Genomic DNA, 21,467 nt, shown 5'->3' with positions numbered 1-21,467 from the left:
TCGACCGGTGACCAGTTCAGCGCCAGAGCCCTCAGCGAACCCTGCCGATTCGATCGACCTGCCCAAGAGCTGGGATCCCAGTGTGGTCGAGGCGGAGCTGTACCGGTCCTGGGTTGACGCCGGATACTTCGAGGCAGACGCCACCAGCGGAAAGCCGCCGTACTCCATCGTGCTGCCCCCGCCCAACGTGACCGGCAGCCTGCACATGGGGCACGCGCTGGACCACACCCTGATGGACGCGTTGTCCCGCCGCAAGCGCATGCTCGGGTACGAGGTGCTGTGGTTGCCAGGCATGGACCACGCGGGCATCGCGACGCAGACCGTGGTGGAGAAGCAACTCGCCGCCGAGGGCAAGACCAAGGAAGAGTTCGGCCGCGAGCTGTTCATCGACAAGGTCTGGGACTGGAAGCGCGAGTCGGGCGGAACCATCGGCGGCCAGATGCGACGCATCGGCGACGGGGTCGACTGGAGCCGCGAGCGTTTCACCATGGACGACGGCCTGTCCGAGGCCGTGCAGACCATGTTCAAGCGGATGTTCGACGACGGCTTGATCTACCGCGCCGAGCGACTGGTCAACTGGTCGCCGGTGCTGCAGACTGCCATCTCCGATATCGAGGTCAAGTTCGAGGACGTCGAGGGCGAGCTCGTGTCGCTGCGATACGGATCGCTCGACGATTCCGAGCCGCACGTGATCGTCGCGACGACCCGTGTGGAGACGATGCTCGGAGATACCGCCGTCGCCGTGCATCCCGAGGACGAGCGGTACAAGGATCTGGTCGGTACCACGCTCGAGCATCCGTTCACCGGACGGCAGATCCCGATCATCGCCGACGACTACGTCGACCCCGAGTTCGGCACCGGCGCGGTGAAGATCACCCCGGCCCACGATCCCAACGACTTCGAGATGGGTGTGCGGCATTCGCTGCCGATGCCGTCGATCATGGACGAGGTAGGCCGAATTGTCGGCACCGGAACACAATTCGACGGGATGGACCGCTTCGAGGCGCGGGTCAAGGTTCGTCAAGCCCTTGCCGAACAGGGCCGCGTCGTCGCCGAGAAGCGCCCCTATGTGCACAGTGTCGGACACTCCGAGCGCAGCGGTGAACCCATCGAGCCTCGTCTGTCACTGCAGTGGTGGGTCAAGGTGGAGAGCCTGGCGAAAGCCGCCGGCGACGCAGTGCGCAACGGCGACACCGTCATTCACCCGAAGAGTCAAGAACCACGCTGGTTCGCCTGGGTCGACAACATGCACGATTGGTGCATCTCTCGCCAGTTGTGGTGGGGTCATCGGATTCCGATCTGGTACGGACCCGAGGGTGAAACCGTCTGCCTCGGACCGGGAGAGAGCGCACCCGAGGGCTGGGAGCAGGACCCCGACGTTCTCGATACGTGGTTCTCGTCCGGGCTGTGGCCGTTCTCGACGATGGGATGGCCGGACTCGACCCCTGAGCTCGAGAAGTTCTATCCGACCGGCGTGCTCGTCACCGGATACGACATCCTGTTCTTCTGGGTCGCCCGCATGATGATGTTCGGTACCTACGTGGGAGCAGACGACGCGATCACCGCAGGCAAGCAAGGGCCGCAGGTCCCGTTCCGAGATGTGTTCCTGCACGGTCTGATTCGTGATCAGTTCGGCAAGAAGATGTCCAAGTCGCGAGGCAACGGAATCGATCCACTCGACTGGGTCGATCGCTTCGGTGCCGATGCGCTGCGATTCACGCTCGCTCGCGGGGCGAACCCCGGTGCCGACATGTCCGTCGGCGAGGACCACGCGCAGTCCTCGCGAAACTTCGCGAACAAGCTGTTCAACGCGACCAAGTTCGCTCTCATGAACGGCGCGGCACCGGCGGAACTGCCGACGCGCGAGGAGCTGACCGCCGCCGACCGGTGGATTTTGGATCGATTGGAACAGGTTCGGGCAGAAGTAGATTCGGCGTTCGACCGGTACGAGTTCAGCAAGGCCTGTGAGGCGCTCTATCACTTCGCCTGGGACGAGGTCTGTGATTGGTACCTCGAGATCGCCAAGGTGCAGTTCGCCGACGACACCATCGCCGCGACCACCCGGGGAGTACTCGGGAACGTGCTCGACGCCCTGCTGCGCCTGCTGCACCCGGTGATTCCGTTCGTCACCGAAACACTGTGGAAGGTGCTCACCGGCGGCGAGTCGCTGGTGATCGCGTCCTGGCCGACCCCTGCCGCAGAGCCGGCCGATCATGCTGCGGCGCAACGAATCGAGGACATGCAGCGACTCATCACAGAGGTCCGCCGATTCCGCAGCGACCAGGGGCTCAAACCGTCGCAGAAGGTCGCGGCCCGCGTCGTCGGAGTGTCCGAGGCCGATCTGGACGGGCAGATCACGGCGGTCACGTCGCTGGCTCGGCTCACCGAGCCCGAAGACGGCTTCGAGGCGACGGCTTCGGTGGAAGTGCGGCTGAGCAAGGCCACCGTGGTCGTCGAGCTCGACACCTCGGGCACCGTCGACCTGGTCGCCGAACGAGCCCGACTGGTGAAGGATCTCGCCGCAGCGGAGAAGGAATTGGCGCAGACCACCGGCAAGCTCGGGAACGAGGCGTTCCTGGCGAAGGCCCCGGATGCGGTGGTGGACAAGATCCGAACACGCCAGACGATCGCAGGCGAAGAGATTGCACGCATCTCCGCGCGACTCGAATCGATGGGAACCTAAGTGACCGAAGCCGACGACGCCCTTCCGACGCCGCCACCGAGTCCGGTCGATCTCGCCGAACTGGCGTTGGTCGAGTCCGAACTGGACAAACGCTGGGGGGAAACGAAGATCGAGCCGTCGACGGCTCGGATTTCGGCTCTGATGGACCTTCTCGGGTCGCCGCAGAAGGCGTATCCGTCGATCCATGTGGCAGGCACCAACGGCAAGACCTCGGTGACCCGCATGATCGATGCGCTGCTCACCGCGTTCCATCGACGAACCGGGCGCACCACCAGCCCGCATCTGCAGATGGCGACCGAGCGGATCAGTATCGACGGGCACCCCATCTCGCCGCGGCTCTACGTCGACACGTACAACGAGATCGCCCCGTTCGTGGAGTTGATCGATGCTCGGTCCGAGGCCGAAGGCGGGCCCCGGATGAGCAAGTTCGAGGTGCTCACGGCAATGGCGTTCGCCGCGTTCGCCGAGGCTCCGGTGGAGGTCGGCGTCATCGAGGTCGGGCTGGGCGGGCGTTGGGACGCCACCAACGTCGTCGACGGCGAGGTGGCCGTCATCACCCCGATCGGCCTCGATCACGTCGATTTTCTCGGCGACGATCTCACGTCGATAGCGGGGGAGAAGGCCGGGATCATCAAGAAGGCCCCGGAACGGCTCGTGCCGCGGGACACGGTCGCCATCCTGGCCGAGCAGAAACCCGAGGTCTCGGAGGTGTTGCTGCGGGCGGCGGTACAGGCCGATGCTGCCGTGGCTCGGGCAGGATCGGAGTTCACCGTGCTGGGCAGGCAGATCGCCGTAGGTGGCCAGCAATTGGAGCTGCAGGGACTCGGCGGGGTCTACACCGATATCTTTCTGCCGTTGCACGGACAGCACCAAGCGCACAATGCCTCGCTGGCCCTGGCTGCGGTCGAGGCATTCTTCGGAGCCGGGCCCGAACATCAGCTCGATCAGGACACCGTGCGCGCGGCATTCGCGACGATCGTCAACCCGGGCCGTCTCGAACGGGTGCGCAACGCTCCCACCGTGTTCCTCGACGCTGCGCACAACCCACATGGTGCCGCCGCGCTGGCTGCCGCCCTCACCGACGAATTCGACTTCCGCAAACTCGTCGGCGTCGTCAGTGTCATGTCGGACAAGGACGTCGGTGCAATCCTCGACGAACTCGAGCCGGTCTTCGACGAGATCGTCGTCACCCACAACGGCTCGGCTCGCGCAATGGATGTGGATGCATTGGCCGACATCGCGGTGGCCAAGTTCGGCGACGAACGGGTGGTGGTGGCCCCGACCCTGCCCGATGCCCTCGAGACGGCCATCGGGCTGGCCGAGGACGTCGCCGAGCCGGGAGAAGCAGTATCGGGTGCCGGAGTCGTCGTCACCGGATCCGTGGTGACCGTAGGTGCGGCCCGCACCCTGTTCGGAAAGGACCCCGCGTGAGCGAGGCACAGTTCAAACCACCCACCACCGACCCGTGGAAGGGCTTCCGCGGCGTGGTGGCGGGCACTCTGGTGCTCGAAGCGATCGTCACTCTGCTCGCGTTACCCGTGGTGGCAACCCTCGGCGGAGGTGCCACCTGGTTCTCGACCACGTATATCGTGGCCTTGGCCGTCGCGATGATCCTCGCGGCAGGCAAGCAGGGAAAACCGTGGGCGATGAAGCTCAACCTGATTCTCCAGCTGTTCGTGCTGGCCGGGGCGGTCTTCCATCTCTCGATCGGGGCTGTGGGCCTGATCTTCATCGCAGTATGGCTGTATCTGCTGTACCTGCGCCGCGACATCACCGAACGGATGCGGCGAGGAATGCTGCCGGGACAACGCGATTGACCCGAAACAGTCCGGTTTCGGCGATGCGCCGCGCGAGATCACGCTCGGGTCCATTACTGTCGTCGACGTGACCGACCGCACCCTTGTACTGATCAAGCCCGACGGAGTTGCCCGGCGTTACGTAGGAGAGATCCTCGGCCGCGTGGAGAAGAAGGGATTGAGCATCGTCGCACTCGAGCTCAAGAACGTCTCCCGTGATTTGGCCGCGGCTCACTACGCAGAGCACGAGAGCAAGCCGTTCTTCCCCGAACTCCTCGAGTTCATCACGTCCGGACCGGTGGTGGCCGCCGTCCTCGAAGGCCCCCGCGCGATCGCGGCCTTCCGGCAGATCGCAGGCGGCACCGACCCGGTGGCCAAGGCCGTTCCCGGCACCATCCGCGGCGATCTCGCCCTCGACGGCCAGCAGAACCTGGTCCACGGCTCGGATTCCGTCGAGTCGGCCGAGCGCGAGATCGCGCTCTGGTTCCCCGGCCTGGCCTGACCGCACCGCACTCCGTATCCATGCGCAGTTCGCGCGCAGCCACGCCGCACCTGCTCGGCACCCGATCGGTGCGGCGTGGCAAGTACGCGTCGACGCGTGTGGGATACTCGACGGAGATCGACTCCACAGCACAACTCAGTACAAGTTTCACGCTCCACCGAAGTCAAGGCTTCACCTAAGTTCGCTAGCCCGGTGTCGTGGATTCGATCGGATGACTGTCGTCTATCCGCTGCCCGTCATCGCAGATGCTCGAACGAGAGACAGGCTCGTTCGCGTTCTTGCTTGATGATCAGGCGCTCGGATCACCGAGACACCACCATCCAGCCAGGCACCGCACACGCTGTCGTCGACCACCGAGAATGCCGAAGTGGTCATCGACTCGAGTGCGGAGCGAGACCGAACAGCTGACGTCCAACCCGACGTGAGTACACAAGGATTGCCCTCGCGTGGCCGCGTCACACCCGAATTCGGATGAACGCGCCCGGGGGCCCGAGGAGAATACGTGGCCGATCAAAGCCCGCCCGAAGATGTACAGAACGCCAACGCACAGGGTCAGGAGCGCGTCGACGAGGTTTCGTCTGTGGAATCAGCCGAGGTGTCGTCTGTGGACTCAGACGAGGTGTCGCCTGCACAGACCGACGCCACCCCGCTGCCTACCAGGCTGCGTGTTCACGCACTCGCCAAGATCCTGGGCGTCACCAGCAAACAACTACTCGTCACCCTGGGTGAGCTCGGCATCGAAGCGCGTAGCGCGCAGTCGAGTCTCAGTCGCGAGGTTGCGGAGTCCGTCCGAGATTCCGTCAACGGCACCGATGCCGGCCCAACCGATACGTCCCCGGCCGATCCTTCCGCCTCAGAGCAAGCCGAGTCTAGCGCCGCGGTAGAGGCACCGTCCGCCGAAGCTCCCTCCGCCGAAGCGCCGTCCGTCGAGGCCACGTGGTCGGAGCCGCAGTTGTTCACCAACGCGGCCGCACCGGAACCCGAGGCCACACAGCCCACCGCAGCCACACAGCCCGGCGCGGCCACATTTGCCACCCCGCTGTTCTTGCAGCCCGCCGCCGTCGACGCTGCAGCACCGGAGTCGGCGGAGTCGCCGGCGCAACCGCCGGCCCGTCGTCGTCGCAGCCGCAAGGCAGCGCCGAAGGACGAAGGCTCGAACGCCGAGAACAACGAGTCCACCTCCGGTACCTCGGCCGAGGAAACCGCGACGGTGTCGGCACCCGACACATCCGAGTCCACCGCACCCGACACCTCGTCGGCCGACCGTTCGTCCTCGGCCGAGTCCGGGGAGCAGAACGCCTCCGAGAGCTCGGGCGACGGCGACGACGACCAGTCACAGCCGCGTCGCCGTCGGCGTGGCCGCCGTGGCCGTGGCCGTGGCCGCGGGGAACAGTCCTCCGATGACAACTCGAGCGACGACAACTCGGAGGACGATTCCGAGGTCGACAACAGCTCGGAAAAAGCCGATTCGAGCGAGTCGGAGTCGTCCGACACCGACGCTGGAGACTCGGACGAGTCGTCCTCGAACGATGAACAGCAGTCGGGCTCGGGCAGGCGTTCGCGTCGATCCCGCACCCGCAACCGCGGATCGGACCGGCAGAATTCCGATTCGAGCGAGTCATCGGACGACACGGGGTCCGAGGACTCCTCGGGCCAGGACAGCGAATCCGACTCCGATGCGAGTGCGCAGGACAACCACGACGACTCCGACAACGGCGGTCAGGACGGGGACGGCTCCAGTCGTCGTCGCCGTCGCCGACGCCGCCGCAAGACCGGAGCCGAGGCGGCTGCCGAGGGCGCATCCTCCGAGGACGATCCGCCCAACACCGTCGTGCACGAGCGTGAGCCGCGCAACAAGAGCCGTGCGCCCCGGGACGAAGTCCAGGGCATTACCGGATCGACCCGACTCGAAGCCAAGCGTCAGCGTCGTCGCGACGGACGTGATGCCGGGCGTCGGCGTCCGCCGATTCTGACCGAGTCGGAGTTCCTGGCCCGACGCGAATCGGTGGACCGTGTCATGGTCGTGCGTGAGAAGGCGACGCCGGATCACCCGCTGACCACGCAGGTTGCCGTGCTCGAGGACGGGGTGCTCGTGGAGCACTTCGTGACCAGCAGTGCCACCGCGTCGATGGTCGGCAACGTCTATCTGGGTCGTGTTCAGAACGTGTTGCCCAGCATGGAGGCGGCGTTCATCGATATCGGCCGTGGCCGCAACGGTGTGCTGTACGCCGGTGAGGTCAACTGGGACGCTGCAGGACTGGGCGGAAACTCACGGAAGATCGAGCAGGCACTCAAGCCGGGCGACCAGGTTCTCGTCCAGGTCAGCAAAGATCCGGTTGGCCACAAGGGTGCCCGCCTGACCACGCAGCTCTCACTTGCAGGACGCTTTCTCGTCTACGTCCCCGGCGGCAGCTCCACGGGTATCAGCCGCAAGCTTCCCGACACCGAACGCAAACGCCTGAAGGAAATTCTCCGCGAGATCGTGCCGCCGGAGGCCGGGGTCATCATCCGTACGGCCGCAGAGGGCGTCAGCGAGGAAGAACTCGCACGCGACGTGTCTCGGCTGCAGGCGCAGTGGGCCAGCATCGAAGCACGATCGGCCAACGCTGAAACCGGCAAGGGCGTCCAACCACAGACTCTCTACGAAGAGCCGGACATGCTCGTGAAGGTCATCCGTGACCTGTTCAACGAGGACTTCTCCAAGCTGGTCATCGAGGGCGACAAGGCGTGGACGACGACGTCGAACTACGTCGAGACCGTGGCACCGGACATGATGGAGCGGCTGCATCGGTACGAGGCCGACGGCAGTTCGGTCGACGTGTTCGCGGCGCATCGAATCGACGAGCAACTGGCCAAGGCGCTCGATCGCAAGGTCTGGCTGCCCTCGGGCGGCACCCTGGTGATCGATCGCACCGAGGCGATGACCGTCGTCGACGTCAACACCGGCAAGTTCACCGGCTCGGGGGGCAATCTCGAAGAGACCGTCACCCGCAACAACATCGAAGCCGCCGAGGAAGTCGTCCGACAGATGCGTCTGCGCGACATCGGCGGCATGATCGTCGTTGACTTCATCGACATGGTGCTCGAGTCGAACCGCGATCTGGTGCTGCGGCGGCTCACCGAGTCCCTGGGGCGTGACCGAACGCGCCACCAGGTGTCGGAGGTGACCTCGCTCGGGCTCGTACAGATGACTCGCAAGAAGCTCGGCACGGGACTCGTCGAGGCGTTCTCCACCACGTGCGAGCACTGCCAGGGTCGTGGGATCGTCGTGCATCAGTTCCCGATCGACGCCAAGCCGGACAACGACAACGGGCGCTCGAACTCCTCTCGCTCGGAGTCGAGCAACTCGGGCAACAGTGGCAGGCGTCGACGCGGCAAGGACAACAAGTCCGACGGCAGCGACGGTCACGAGCGCAGCTCGTCGTCCGCGCAGTCCGGCCCAGCAGACGCACACGAGCCCCCCGCGGTGGATCCATCGATCAAGCGCGCACATCCGGTTGCCTTGGCTATGGCGGCGCATCACGACGACGTGGTGTCCGACGTCAGCCCCGCCGATGTCGAGACCCCGCAGGCGAGCACGAAGTCCGACGCCGAGGTGACGGTCGTCTCTGCCGACGAGGTGACGGTCGTCCCCGCCGACGACGTGGCCGTGGCAACGGCAGCTGCAGCCGATCCGGAGGCAGCGGATGCAGCTGCACCCGAGGCCCCGGCACCTGCACAGGATCGGTCTGCGCAGGATCGGCCTGCACAGGATCGGTCCGTGGGCGATCAGTCGGCAGAGCAGTCCGTTGCCGAGCCGGCCGTGTCGGTCGAACCTGCCGCACCGAAGGCTCGTCGTGGGCGTCGAGTGGCGCGCAAGGCCGCCGCGCCGACCAGTGCGGCACCGGACGCCGGGGTAGTCCTCGTGGTACCGGCCACGGACAACGCCGACGACGCTGCCTCTGCCGACCCGGCTGCCTCTGCTGAGGCAGAGGTGCCGGAACCGCTGACGTCGGCGGCCGAGCAGCCCACAGAGGCGGTGGAAGTGCCCACCGAACGACCACGTAGGCGGCGTGCAGCAGCGCGCCCGGCAGGTCCGCCGGTGGACATCGACGCCTAGCAGCACAGGGCAGTTTGACCCTGGCCGTCTCTCTGCCGTAACCTTGATAAGTCGCTCCCGGTGACACCGTTCTGCTGTGCCGTAGTGGTTCTACAGAATGCAACGGTTCTCGACCGGGCCGAGATGGATGCCATCGCGGCCGGCCGATAGGGAGCAAGCAAAGACGTCACACCAGACCAGTCGTGTTGCCATGCGCAACGCGAGCAAGTTCGAAAGAAGCAAGGGGTAGCCCTCCGATGGCAACGTACGCGATCGTCAAGACCGGCGGAAAGCAGTACAAGGTCGCTGTTGGTGACCTCGTCAAGGTCGAGAAGATCGAGGGAGCGCCCGGCACTGCTGTCTCGCTTGCTCCGGTCCTCGTCGTAGACGGATCCGACCTGACCACAGATGCAGACAAGCTGGCGAAGATCTCGGTCGCCGGTGAGATCGTCGAGCACACCAAGGGCCCGAAGATCCGCATCCACAAGTTCAAGAACAAGACCGGATACCACAAGCGTCAGGGACACAGGCAGAAGCTCACTGTCCTCAAGGTCACCGGCATCAAGTAACCAGGTCTCACCGGACCCGCGTTCTTTTCAGCTGATTCACCCCGAGGAGGGTATGCAACATGGCACACAAGAAGGGCGCATCGAGCTCCCGTAACGGTCGCGACTCGAATGCTCAGCGCCTCGGCGTCAAGCGCTTCGGCGGCCAGACCGTAGGCGCAGGCGAGATCCTGGTTCGTCAGCGCGGCACGCACTTCCACCCCGGCGTCAACGTCGGCCGTGGCGGCGACGACACCCTGTTCGCACTCGCCGCAGGCGCAGTCGAATTCGGTGCCAAGCGCGGGCGCAAGACCGTGAACATCGTTCCGGTCGCTGTAGAGGCCTAGTCCTCCTGCAGCGTTCGCGCCGCGATTGCCCACTCGAACAAGGAACTACTCGAACAGGACATTCACGGCGTACGTTCACAACTCCCGATAGGGGCGGACCAGGGTCATGAGACCGGTCCGCCCCTATCGCTTTTTTCTCCCGCTTTTCTCTCCAGAAAGGATCGAAGACAGCTATGTCACGATTCATCGACCGCGTGGTGCTGCACGTCAGCGCCGGCAAAGGTGGCAACGGCTGCTCTTCGGTTCACCGCGAAAAGTTCAAGCCTCTCGGTGGCCCTGACGGTGGAAACGGCGGACAAGGTGGCGGGGTCGTCTTCGTCGTCGACCCCAACGTGCACACCCTGCTCGACTTCCACTTCTCCAGTCACGCCAAGGCGGGCAACGGCACCCAGGGCATGGGTGGAAACCGTGAGGGTGCGAACGGCGAGGATCTGATCCTCAAGGTGCCCGACGGTACCGTCGTGCTCGACAAGGAGGGCAACGTGCTCGCCGACATGATCGGCGAGGGAACACGTTTCGATGCGGCACCGGGTGGACGCGGCGGCCTCGGCAACGCAGCACTGGCGTCCAAGGCCCGCCGAGCACCGGGTTTCGCCCTACTCGGTGAGGAGGGCGTCGAGCGCGATCTCGTCCTCGAGCTCAAGTCCGTCGCCGATGTCGGTCTCGTGGGATTCCCGTCGGCAGGAAAGTCGTCGCTGGTCTCGGTGCTGTCGGCAGCCAAGCCGAAGATCGCCGATTACCCCTTCACCACGCTGGTCCCCAACCTCGGTGTCGTATCCAGTGGAGAGACCACGTTCACCGTCGCCGATGTACCCGGGTTGATCCCCGGCGCCAGTCAGGGCCGAGGACTCGGTCTCGATTTCCTGCGTCACCTCGAACGGTGCGCGGTGCTCGCGCACGTAGTCGATTGCGCCACACTGGATCCAGGCCGCGACCCGGTTTCCGACGTCGACGCTCTCGAAGCCGAGTTGGCCGCCTACAAGCCGGCCCTCTCCGGTGATGCCGGTCTCGGCGATCTCGCCGACCGTCCGCGCATCGTCGTGCTGAACAAGGCCGATATTCCCGAGGGCGCAGAGCTCGCAGAGATGGTCACCGCCGAGTTCGAGTCTCGCGGCTGGCCCGTGTTCACCATCTCGGCAGTGACGCGCGCCGGTCTCAAACCGCTGACATTCGCGTTGGCGAAGCTGGTCGAGGACTACCGCACCGCCCATCCGGCACCGGAGCCGCGCCGTCAGGTACTGCGCCCGGTCGCCAAGAACGACGACAGCTTCAAGGTCGTCAAGGATCCGGACGTACCGGGAGGATTCATCGTGCGAGGCACCCGCCCCGAACGGTGGGTACGCCAGACGCAGTTCACCAACGACGAGGCGGTCGGCTACCTCGCAGATCGGCTCGCGCGTCTGGGCGTCGAGGACGCACTGATCAAGGCAGGAGCCCAGCCGGGTGCGTCGGTCACGATCGGCGACGTGTCCTTCGACTGGGAACCGCAGACGCCTGCCGGTGTCGAGATCACCATGACCGGCCGTGGGACCGACGTCAGGCTCGACCAGGTCGAGCGCATCGGTGCCTCCGAACGCAAGCATGCCCGCCAGGTACGTCGTGGGCTCGATTCCGAACAGGAGTAGACGTGGTGTCGGTGCGTGAATCCGATGTGCCCGCAGAGGCTCTCACCGATACCCGTCGCACGATTGCCGCTGCCAAGCGCATCGTGGTCAAGATCGGGTCCTCGGCTCTCACCAGTCTCGACACCGGTCTGGATCTGGGTCGACTCGACCTGCTCGCCGACGCCATCGAGTATCGGATGCGCAGCGGAACAGATGTGGTTGTCGTCTCCTCCGGCGCGATCGGTGCCGGCATGGCGCCGCTCGGGCTGACGCGTCGCCCGCACGATCTCGCGACCAAGCAGGCCGCAGCCAGCGTCGGACAGCTCGAGCTGGTGCACGCCTGGGGTTCGTCCTTCCGCCGGTACGGGCGCACCGTGGGGCAGGTACTGCTCACGGCCGAGGACATCGCGCGTCGAACCAATCACCGGAACGCGCAGCGGACATTGGATCGACTGCGTTCGCTCGGCGCTGTCGCCGTTGTGAACGAGAACGACACCGTCGCCACCGCAGAGATTCGCTTCGGCGACAACGATCGGCTCGCGGCGCTCGTGGCGCATCTGGTGGGTGCGGACGCACTCTTTCTGCTCTCGGACGTGGACGGGTTGTACGACGGGGACCCCCGCAAGGGCAGCGCGACCCTCATTCCGGAGGTCACCAGCCCGGAGGATCTCGATGGCGTCGTCGCCGGCTCGGGGGGAGCACTCGGTACCGGCGGAATGGCCTCCAAACTGTCCGCTGCACGCCTGGCAGCCGACGCCGGTGTTCCCGTGTTGTTGGCCGCTGCTGCCGATGCCGGACACGCACTGACGACCTCCACAGTGGGTACCGCGTTCGCGGCGAGACCGACGCGGTTGTCGGCGCGCAAGTTCTGGGTCCGGCACGCGGCCGATGCTGCGGGGGAACTCCACCTCGACGCCGGTGCCGTGCGAGCGGTCGTGGACCGCAGGCGGTCGCTGTTGTCCGCGGGGATAACGTCGGTGACGGGATCGTTTCACGGTGGAGACGTGGTGTCGCTGGTGGATCACGAGGGCGCACTGGTGGCCCGCGGAGTTGTCGCGTACGACTCCGGGGAGCTGGCGGGAATGCTCGGCCGGTCGACGGGGGAGCTCGCTGCGGAACTACAGCGTCCGGTTGTTCACGCCGACGACTTGGTCCCCGCCTGAACCAGCGTATCCGCCAACGCCCGAGCGGTCTCCGAGCAACCCGAATGCATTGTGAGGGTAGCGAATTCGTCCCCTCGAGTGGTGCCTCTGTTGACGATGACGATGAGCTTGCCGGTTTTCGAGGCGTATCGGACGAAACGCAGGCCCGACATCACCGTGAGGGAGGACCCGAGTACCAGTAGGGCATCGCTTCGGTCGACGAGGTCGTAGGCCTGCGCAACGCGCGGTTTGGGCACACTTTCACCGAAGTAGACGATATCGGGTTTGAGTATGCCGGAACATGATTCGCAGTCGACCATGTGGAAATGTGCGGTCGAGGAGATGATTGCGTCGGCGTCGGGTGCGATCTCGACGCCGTCCGCAGGTGCAACCGACTCGAGAAAGCCGGGGTTGGCACGATCGAGTTTTCGGGCCAACTCGAATCGCGAGATCAACCGCTCGCAGCTCAGGCAGCGAACTCGGGCGTAGACGCCGTGCAAGTCGATGACCTTCCGGCTCCCGGCTTTGGTGTGCAGCATGTCGACGTTCTGAGTGATGACCCCGGTGACGATGCCCGCTCGTTCGAGCCGGGCGAGAGCTCGGTGGCCGGCGTTGGGGACCGCGGCGTCCATATGCCGCCAACCGACGTGGTTGCGGGCCCAGTAGTGCCGACGGAACTCGGCGTCACCGATGAACTGTTGAAACGTCATCGGGTTACGGGGTGGTGACTGTGGGCCTCGATAGTCGGGGATTCCCGAGTCCGTCGACATACCCGCACCGGTCACGACGGTGATGGACTTCCCGTCGAGTAGCGACGCCAGTTCCCCATCGATTGCGGCGGACCCCGGGTGTGCACTCACCCCATCCAGAGTAGCGCCCGATCGCAGCGCCGGCACAGACGCAACGCACACGGCCCGCACGAACGCCGTGGCGTCGGTGCGGGCCGTGTGAAGTAGCGGTTGCTACGCGGGTACCTCGACCAATGGGTACACGCCGTTCTCGTCGTGCGTTTCGTTGCCGACGACGGGAGGGTTGAACACACAGAGCATGCGCATCGTGGTGCGTGGCTCCACGGTGTGCCGCTCGTGACCGTTCAACAGGTACATCGAGCCTGCGCCGAGCTCGTATGTCTCTCCGGTCTCGCGATCGGTCAGTGTGCCCTCGCCTTCGATCAGCCAGACCGCCTCGATGTGGTTGGCGTAATGGAAGTTGTTCACCGTGCCGGCTTGAATCGTGGTCTCGTGGAACGAGAATCCGACCTTGTCGCCGCCGAGGATGATCCTCTTGCTGCGCCAGTTGCCGTCCTCGCTGGAAATATCACGGTCGGTCCCGGTGATCTCTTCGGTGCTGCGAACGATCATGCGATGTCCTCCTTCGATATCGATGGTTGCGAGGAACTCTTACGAGAGAACCTTGGCAACGGCGCTTTCGAGAATTGCCAGGCCGCGGTCCAGCTCGTCCAGCGTCGTGGTCAACGGCGGGAGCAGCTTGACGACCTCGTCCTTCGGCCCTGCGGTCTCGACGAGCAGGCGCTCGTCGTAGGCCAGCTGCGACACCTTGGAGGCCAACTCTGCGTCGTCGAAGACAAGGGCCTGGACCATGCCACGACCGCGGGTGGAGATGCCGTCGAACTTGGCGCACAGCTTCATGAAGCGATCCTGAATGTGCTCGCCCTTGGCGAGGATCTCCTTCTCGAAGGAGTCATCGGACCAGTAGTGATCGATTGCTGCCTTGGCGGTGACGAACGAGTGGTTGAAGCCGCGGAAGGTGCCGTTGTGTTCACCCGGCGACCACACGTCCAATTCCGGCTTGAACAGCGTCAGCGCGAGAGGCGTGCCGTAGCCACCGATCGACTTGGACAGGGTGACGATGTCCGGGGTGATGCCGGCTTCCTCGAACGAGAAGAACTGGCCGGTGCGGCCGCAGCCCATCTGCACATCGTCGACGATGAGGAGAATCTCGCGGCGCTTGCACAGTTCTGCAAGTGCGCGCAGCCATTCGGGACGCGCGACGTTGATGCCGCCTTCACCCTGAATGGTTTCCACGATCACTGCAGCAGGGCGGTTGAAACCGCTGCCCGAGTCGTCCAGAACGCGTTCGAACCACTGGAAGTCCTCGGTGACGCCGCCGAAGTAGTTGTCGTACGGCATAGGCGTGGTGTGCACCAACGGAATTCCGGCGCCAGCTCGCTTCATCGAGTTGCCGGTGACCGACAGCGCTCCGAGTGTCATGCCGTGGAAGGCGTTGGTGAAGTTGATGATTGCCTCACGGCCGGTGACCTTGCGGGCCAGCTTGAGTGCAGCTTCGACTGTGTTCGCGCCGGTGGGGCCGGGGAACTGGACCTTGTAGTCCAGGCCGCGGGGCTCGAGGATGTTCTTCTTGAACGACTCCAGGAACTCGCGCTTGGCCACGGTGGACATGTCGAGGCCGTGGGTGATGCCGTCGCTGGTGATGTAATCGACCAGCGCGCTCTTGATCATGTCGTTGTTGTGTCCGTAGTTGAGAGCGCCTGCGCCACCGAAGAAGTCGAGGTAGTCGTTGCCGTTCTCATCGGTGATCACAGAGTCCTTGGCCGTGGAGAACACAGCCGGCCACTGGCGGCTGTAGCTTCGTACGCCGGACTCGACGGTCTCGAACACATCGGGCTTCTCTGTTGTCACGGTGCTCTTCTCGGTCATATTCTGCTTGTTCCTTTCGTAATCCCGCGAAGCATCCGGGCCTACCGTGTAGAGCTCTTCGGCTTCGTGGCTATCAGGGAAATCGTTGGGCGCGAACAATTCCGACTTGACGATGTCGGTTCCTCGCTTGCGTGCGAGGCTCGTGAAGGTTGCGATGGACGCTTCGTTGTCCGGGCTGATCGTTGTTTCGAGATGCGTAATACCTTGGGGCTCGAGGCGGTCGAGCAGCTCCATCAGCATGCGACCGGCAAGTCCCTTGCCTCGTTGGCTCGCGTCCACAGCGACCTGCCACACGAACAGTGTGCGCGGTGCATCTTGACGGATGTACCCGGTGACGAAACCGACTGCGCGGCCGTCGATGTCGGATACGATCGTGGTCGCCGCGAAGTCGCGACACCACAGCACGTACGAGTAGCTGGAATTGAGATCCAGAACTCGCGAATCTCTTGCGATCTCCCAGAGCCGGACTCCGTCGGAGATCTTGGGCTTACGGAACTTCACTGCGTCCGGCGCAGTGATCGGGGTACCTCTCAGCAATACTGGCTTCATAGGAAATACAAACGTAACAACGTTGCCGAGGCATATCGAGTGCAGACGGAAATCGATGCCCGAAACGGACACGGTTCCGCTGGTGAGCCGGTAAATGTGACGTTGGTCACATGTTTGTGACCCCGGTGGCGGTACCCGATCCTCCCGGAATCAAACCACGATCTTTCCGGAGCCGAAACTCGGGTCTCGAAAACCCTACTTCGGCGTCGCCAGCGCGAACGGAAGCACGGCCTTCGCGCCGGCGGCCCGAAGCGCCGACGTGGCGCATGTGAATGTCCATCCGGTGTCGGTCACCAGATCGACCAACAAAATCGGCCCTGTAGCGGACGATACGTCGGGAACCTCCCAGGAGTCCACCAGCCCGGCCACCCGAAACGCCGAATTGGCGGCCGAGACCGGCGGATGATCGGGTCTGACCTGCATGACCCCCAGATTGGTCAGTCTTCCGATCGTGGCCAGTCTTTCCGCGATCGAGCGCACCAGAAGTGGATGAGTGGGGGAGTCCAGGGCCAGGACGGCGCTGGGACGCTCCTTCCAATCCCAGTTGGCGAGCACCGAGATGCAGGCCTTCTCGAGCGCGTCGGTCGCAGGCCCATCAGGTGCGTCGAGGAGCGCGCGCAGGCGGCTGCCCCAGCCCAGGTCGGTGAGTCGGCCCAGGACGCGGCCGGGTTCGTGCGGGTCGGAGATCTTGCCGGACAGAGACACCCCCAACTTCTTCATGCCGCTCGGCCACTGCTTTCTCGGCTGTAGGTCGATTCCCGGCCGATCGAGCCGCGCTTTCGCCGAGTCGACCGAGGCCGAGTCGACCGTGGCAGACAGATGCTCGCCCGTGCAGTTGTCGCACCGTCCACACCGATCGGACTCACCACCCGGCGCGCCCAGACCCGGGTCGTCGAGTTGTCTACGCAAGAACTCCATCCGACAACCATCGGTGCGCTGATAGTCGATCATGGCCTGTTGCTCGCGATCCCGGGCCTGCTCCAGACGTTCGTAGCGGTCCGCGTCGTACGTCCACTGCTCCCCGGTTGCCAGCCAGCCTCCACGGACGCGTTTGACGGCGCCATCGACGTCGAGGACCTTGAGCACCATGTCGAGACGACTGCGATTGAGTTCGACGAGGGGCTCGAGAGCCTGCGTGGATTGGGCCTTGTCGGTGTTCAGTGCATCGATGACCTGACGGACCAGGTGTTCGCGCGGAAACGCCACGGAGGCGAAGTAGCTCCAGATCTGTCGATCCTCGTGGCCGGGGAGCAGTACTACATCGGCGCGCTCGGTGGCGCGCCCGGCGCGGCCGACCTGCTGGTAGTACGAGATCGGCGACGACGGCGCCCCCACGTGCACGACGAACCCGAGATCGGGTTTGTCGAATCCCATGCCGAGTGCGGACGTCGCGACGAGGGCTTTGACCCGGTTCGCCAGTAGATCGCCCTCGAGTGCTTCGCGTTCGGTCGGATCCGTCTGACCGGTGTACGAGGCAACGGCGTGACCCTGGTCGGTGAGCAGCGCCGCCAGGTCTTTCGCTGCCGATACCGTCAAGGTGTAGATGATTCCCGATCCGGGCAGCGTGTTCAGATGGTCGCCGAGCCACGCAGCCCGCTCGGTCGCATTGTCGATCTGCACCACCGCCATGCGCAGCGAGTCTCGAGCGAGGCCACCGCGCAATACCAGTGTGTCCCCGCCGCCGACTCCCAACTGCGCAGCGACATCGTCGACTACGCGGTCGTTTGCCGTCGCAGTGGTCGCCAGCACCGGGATGCCGTCACGCAACTCGGCGATCAGAGTTCGGATACGTCGATAGTCCGGTCGAAAGTCGTGGCCCCAATCGGAGACGCAGTGAGCCTCGTCGACCACGACGAGGCCGGCGTCCCCGGCAAGGGACGGCAGAACCTGGTCGCGGAAATCGGGGTTGTTCAACCGCTCCGGGCTGACCAACAGCACGTCGAGTTCACCGGAGGCGACCTGGTGGTGAATGTCCTCCCATTCGGTCATGTTCCCGGAATTGATAGTGGCCGCACGCACGCCCGCGCGTTGGGCGGAGGCGACCTGGTTGCGCATCAAGGCCAGCAGCGGGGAGACGATGACCGTAGGGCCCAAGCCCTGCGCGCGCAGCAATTTCGCGGCGATGAAGTACACGGCGGACTTTCCCCAGCCGGTTCGCTGTACCACCAGAGCGCGGCGACGGTGCACCACGAGCGCCTCGATTGCCGTCCACTGATCTTCTCTGAGCACCGCGTCGGGGCCGGCGAGCTCGCGTAGCAGCCGCTCGGCGTCCTCGCGAAGATTGCCCGCGGGCGTGTGCGTTGCTGTCGTCATACGGTCCATCGTGCAGCATCGGTACGACATGGACGGCAGTCGGCGGGCAGTGGCTCGCCCGCCGACCCTCGGACCGCGTTCAGGCCTGGCTGACGCGCACCATGTTGCCGGCCGGGTCACGGAAGGCCGCGTCGCGAGCCCCCCACGGCTGGCTCGTCGGTTCCTGCAGAATCTCGCCGGTGCCTGCCGCCCTGATCCGCTCGAAGGCCGCGTCGAGGTCGTCGGCGCGGAAGAGCGGGCCCGGCAGCTCGCCCTTGGCGAGCAGCGCGGAGAGCTGATCGCCGAGCTCGGCCGAACGTCCCGCATGCGGCTGCGACAACACGATTTCGATTTCGGGTTGATCCTTGGGAGACAGGGTTATCCATCGGTAGCCGTCATTGGCGACTTCGCTCTTGACCTCGAGCCCCAGGGCGTCTCGGTAGAACGCCAACGAGGCATCGGGGTCGTCGGTGTAGACGTGTACGTGGCTCAGTGAAAGTGTCATGGGAGAAGGCTAGGACGACGCGGCCGGCGACGCTTCTTCGATTCTGCTCGCTTCGGTGACGGTGACTGCAGTGTTGCCCTTGATGTGCCGGCCGAGCACCATCGCGGAGCAACTCGGTACCGCCCGGCTGTCGCGGTGATCGCGGGCACGGTACGCGCTCGGTGTCTCACCGACGATCTCGGTGAACCGCGAACTGAACGAGCCGAGACTGGTGCAGCCCACCGCGAAGCACGCTTCGGTGACGGTGACATCTCCACGGCGCAGTAGGGCTTTGGCGCGCTCGATGCGCCGGGTCATCAGATGGGCGTACGGCGTCTCACCGTAGGCCTCGCGGAAGCGCCTGCTGAAGTGTGCGGTGGACATCAATGCAGTTCTGGCCAGCGTCGGCACGTCCAGAGGTTCGGCGAACTCGCGATCCATCCGGTCGCGCGCGCGACGAAGCAGCGCGAGTTCTGCCAGGTCCTGTTCGCTCATCGGGTGACCGCCCGGCGGAGGGCGTCGATCTCGTCCCTGGTGCCGGAGGATGTGCTCGCACCAGGGCGTGTTGCGGCGAAAGAACCTGCAGAACAAGCCCATTCGACAGCATGACGTGGACCGGAGGTCCAGCAAGCTGCCAGCGCCCCGGCGAAGGCGTCTCCGGCACCGGTGGTGTCGACGGCCTCGATGCTCGGAGCCGCCACCTCGAACGATTCCGATCCGCGGTAGCGCGCGCCCCTGGGGCCGAGCGTGGTGATCACCTCATTCACCGAGCCGGCTCGGTGAACGAGGCGCGCGTGTTCGGCCTCGTTGACCACGAGCACGTCGGTGTGGGTCACCAGGGCATCGGGGAGATCCTGTACCGGTGACGGATTGAGCATCGTGAGCACGCCGTGAGAGCGCGCGTACTCGAAAGCGGCGACGACGGTGTCGAGTGGAATCTCCAACTGGCACAACAGGATATCGGCGTCGGCTATGGCGGCGCGGTCATCGTCTGTCAAGTCCCGCACGGCAGCGTTCGCTCCCGGGACGACGACGATGCTGTTCTCGGCACGGTCGTCGACCGTGATGGCGGCGATGCCGCTCGAGCCTGCTGCCGTCCGCAGCGCACTGTCGTCCACGCCCGCGCTCATGAGCGTGCGCCGCAACGATTCCCCGAACGCGTCGTCGCCGACCGCGCCGATGAATGCAACTGGTGATCCGGCTTTGGCGGCAGCGATGGCCTGATTGGCACCCTTGCCGCCCGGGGCAGTGGTGAACGAGGTTCCCAGCACGGTCTCGCCGGGCTCCGGTAGTGACGGGGTGCGGGTGATCAGATCCATGTTGATGCTGCCGAGAACGACGACGCGCGGGTTCGAGACGGACACGAACGAACTGTAGCCGTCGTGACCGTCGCCGTTGCGCCGAACTATCAATTGCAGATTGTTGACAATCTGGAATCGGTGCGTGACGATGGCACGCATGACAGCGTCGACTCGAACCCATCTCAGCCCGGCACTCAAGCAGGCGACCCCGATCGTCGTCGATCACGGAAAGGGCTGCTGGATCATCGGCACGGACGGGCGCAAGTATCTCGACTTCACCACCGGTATCGGCGTCACCAGCACCGGACACTGCCATCCACGCGTCGTCGAGGCCGCTCGCGAGCAGGTGGGCAAGATCATCCACGCGCAGTACACCACCGTCATGCACCAACCCCTGCTGGCACTGACCGACAAACTCGGCGAGGTGTTGCCCGCGGGACTCGACAGTGTGTTCTACGCCAACTCTGGTTCCGAGGCCGTCGAAGCGTCGATTCGATTGGCACGCATGGCAACCGGCCGACCGAACATCATCGCCTTCCACGGGGGCTTTCACGGTCGCACGGTAGCGGCCGCGTCGTTGACCACAGCCGGGACCAAATTCCGCTCCGGGTTCTCGCCGATCATGGGTGGTGTGCACATCGCACCGTTCCCGTACGCGTTCAGGTACGGCTGGGACATCGATACCGCAGTCGCGTTCGCGCTCAAGGAGCTCGACTATCTGCTGATGACGATGTCCAGCCCCGCCGATACCGCCGCGTTCATCATCGAACCGGTTCTCGGTGACGGCGGATACCTACCCACACCGCCCGCCTTCCTCGAGGGACTGCGTGAGCGCGCCGACACACACGGCATCGTCCTGATCGTGGACGAGGTACAAGCAGGTGTCGGAAGGACCGGAAAATTCTGGGGACATCAGCACTCGTCGGTGACGCCCGACGTCGTCATCACCGCGAAGGGGCTCGCGAGTGGGTTCCCGATCTCGGCCATCGCAGCATCGACGGAGTTGATGAGCAAAGCGTGGCCGGGGTCGCAGGGCGGAACATACGGCGGTAACGCCGTCGCCGCTGCCGCAGGGGTCGCCACCCTCGACGTCGTCCGGGACGAAGGTCTGGTCGCCAATGCAGCAGCACAGGGCGATGTTCTGCTCGACGCGCTGCGCGCACTCAAAGCCGAGCACTCGGCCATCGGCGACGCGCGCGGACTCGGCTTGATGCAGGCACTCGAATTCGTCGACAGTGCAGGCAATCCCGATGCTGCGGCCGCGCTTCGGGTACAGCAGGGTGCGATCGACGAGGGGCTGTTGCTGCTCACCTGCGGCGCGCTGGGCAACGTCGTCCGCATCATCCCGGCTCTGGTCGTGAGCGACGACGAAATGCGTCAGGGCATCGACGCGCTGTCGCGGACGCTGAAGAACGCGCTGTGACGGCTGTTCACCCCCGATCCGACGTTCCCGCACTCGTGGACCG

17 protein-coding genes and 1 pseudogene are annotated in these 21,467 nt (G+C 65.0%); 10 read left to right on the top strand and 8 right to left on the bottom strand.

Annotation, left to right across the window (positions count from 1 at the left end; translation table 11 throughout):
- Positions 1-7 precede the first annotated feature (7 nt).
- The 9 genes from J1M87_RS09995 (at position 8) to proB (ending at position 12,718) form a co-directional block, all read left to right on the top strand.
- Complete coding sequence (locus J1M87_RS09995; protein ID WP_206489383.1) at positions 8-2,683, top strand: valine--tRNA ligase; 2,676 nt, start codon at positions 8-10, stop codon at positions 2,681-2,683.
- Positions 2,684-4,114, top strand: coding sequence for a folylpolyglutamate synthase/dihydrofolate synthase family protein (locus J1M87_RS09990; protein WP_206489382.1), 1,431 nt, complete (start codon positions 2,684-2,686; stop codon positions 4,112-4,114).
- Entirely contained in the window at positions 4,111-4,500 is a 390-nt protein-coding gene (locus J1M87_RS09985; protein ID WP_206489381.1) for a DUF4233 domain-containing protein, read from the top strand. The genes J1M87_RS09990 and J1M87_RS09985 overlap by 4 nt, the downstream gene beginning before the upstream one ends.
- Before the next feature lie 67 nt (positions 4,501-4,567).
- Positions 4,568-4,981, top strand: a complete 414-nt coding sequence (gene ndk / locus J1M87_RS09980; RefSeq protein ID WP_206489380.1) for a nucleoside-diphosphate kinase — start codon at positions 4,568-4,570, stop codon at positions 4,979-4,981.
- 502 nt (positions 4,982-5,483) lie between these two features.
- Complete coding sequence (locus J1M87_RS09975; RefSeq protein WP_206489379.1) at positions 5,484-9,080, top strand: translation initiation factor IF-2 N-terminal domain-containing protein; 3,597 nt, start codon at positions 5,484-5,486, stop codon at positions 9,078-9,080.
- A gap of 236 nt (positions 9,081-9,316) precedes the next feature.
- Positions 9,317-9,628: a 50S ribosomal protein L21 gene (gene rplU, locus J1M87_RS09970; RefSeq protein ID WP_032394581.1), complete on the top strand. Its 312-nt coding sequence runs from the start codon at positions 9,317-9,319 to the stop codon at positions 9,626-9,628.
- A 59-nt stretch (positions 9,629-9,687) separates the two neighbouring features.
- Entirely contained in the window at positions 9,688-9,951 is a 264-nt protein-coding gene (rpmA, locus tag J1M87_RS09965; protein WP_008715377.1) for a 50S ribosomal protein L27, read from the top strand.
- A 173-nt stretch (positions 9,952-10,124) separates the two neighbouring features.
- Entirely contained in the window at positions 10,125-11,576 is a 1,452-nt protein-coding gene (gene obgE / locus J1M87_RS09960) for a GTPase ObgE (RefSeq protein ID WP_206489378.1), read from the top strand.
- Positions 11,577-11,602: 26 nt separating this feature from the next.
- Entirely contained in the window at positions 11,603-12,718 is a 1,116-nt protein-coding gene (gene proB, locus J1M87_RS09955; RefSeq protein ID WP_374222379.1) for a glutamate 5-kinase, read from the top strand.
- On the opposite strand, the gene J1M87_RS09950 is transcribed toward proB, so the two are convergent.
- The 8 genes and pseudogenes from J1M87_RS09950 to J1M87_RS09920 all read right to left on the bottom strand — a co-directional run bounded on the left by J1M87_RS09950 (position 12,691) and on the right by J1M87_RS09920 (position 20,064).
- Positions 12,691-13,530 (bottom strand): Sir2 family NAD-dependent protein deacetylase, encoded by an 840-nt coding sequence (locus J1M87_RS09950; protein WP_374222378.1) that lies wholly within the window; start codon positions 13,528-13,530, stop codon positions 12,691-12,693. The two genes, proB and J1M87_RS09950, sit on opposite strands and share 28 nt — an antisense overlap.
- A gap of 129 nt (positions 13,531-13,659) precedes the next feature.
- The gene (locus J1M87_RS09945; RefSeq protein WP_206489375.1) at positions 13,660-14,058 is read right to left on the bottom strand and encodes an ectoine synthase; all 399 of its coding nucleotides are present in this window, start codon (positions 14,056-14,058) and stop codon (positions 13,660-13,662) included.
- A 39-nt stretch (positions 14,059-14,097) separates the two neighbouring features.
- Complete coding sequence (gene ectB, locus J1M87_RS09940) at positions 14,098-15,375, bottom strand: diaminobutyrate--2-oxoglutarate transaminase (RefSeq protein ID WP_241256722.1); 1,278 nt, start codon at positions 15,373-15,375, stop codon at positions 14,098-14,100.
- A 48-nt stretch (positions 15,376-15,423) separates the two neighbouring features.
- Positions 15,424-15,924, bottom strand: a pseudogene (gene ectA, locus J1M87_RS28565) (diaminobutyrate acetyltransferase); the annotation flags it as partial.
- 195 nt (positions 15,925-16,119) lie between these two features.
- Positions 16,120-18,237: an ATP-dependent DNA helicase RecQ gene (locus J1M87_RS09935; protein ID WP_206489374.1), complete on the bottom strand. Its 2,118-nt coding sequence runs from the start codon at positions 18,235-18,237 to the stop codon at positions 16,120-16,122.
- 79 nt (positions 18,238-18,316) lie between these two features.
- Positions 18,317-18,721, bottom strand: coding sequence for a VOC family protein (locus J1M87_RS09930; RefSeq protein ID WP_206489373.1), 405 nt, complete (start codon positions 18,719-18,721; stop codon positions 18,317-18,319).
- A 9-nt stretch (positions 18,722-18,730) separates the two neighbouring features.
- Entirely contained in the window at positions 18,731-19,195 is a 465-nt protein-coding gene (locus J1M87_RS09925; RefSeq protein ID WP_206489372.1) for a helix-turn-helix domain-containing protein, read from the bottom strand.
- Positions 19,192-20,064, bottom strand: a complete 873-nt coding sequence (locus J1M87_RS09920; protein WP_307830773.1) for a ribokinase — start codon at positions 20,062-20,064, stop codon at positions 19,192-19,194. The genes J1M87_RS09925 and J1M87_RS09920 overlap by 4 nt, the downstream gene beginning before the upstream one ends.
- A gap of 94 nt (positions 20,065-20,158) precedes the next feature.
- Here J1M87_RS09920 and J1M87_RS09915 point away from each other — a divergent pair, with 94 nt between their 5' ends.
- Positions 20,159-21,424: an aspartate aminotransferase family protein gene (locus J1M87_RS09915; protein ID WP_206489370.1), complete on the top strand. Its 1,266-nt coding sequence runs from the start codon at positions 20,159-20,161 to the stop codon at positions 21,422-21,424.
- Positions 21,425-21,467: the final 43 nt, after the last annotated feature.

Source organism: Rhodococcus sp. KRD162 (assembly GCF_017168335.1).
Taxonomy (GTDB): Bacteria; Actinomycetota; Actinomycetes; order Mycobacteriales; family Mycobacteriaceae; genus Rhodococcoides.
The sequence above is the reverse complement of the archived record's forward strand: the minus strand, read 5'-3'. Positions and strand labels throughout refer to the sequence as shown.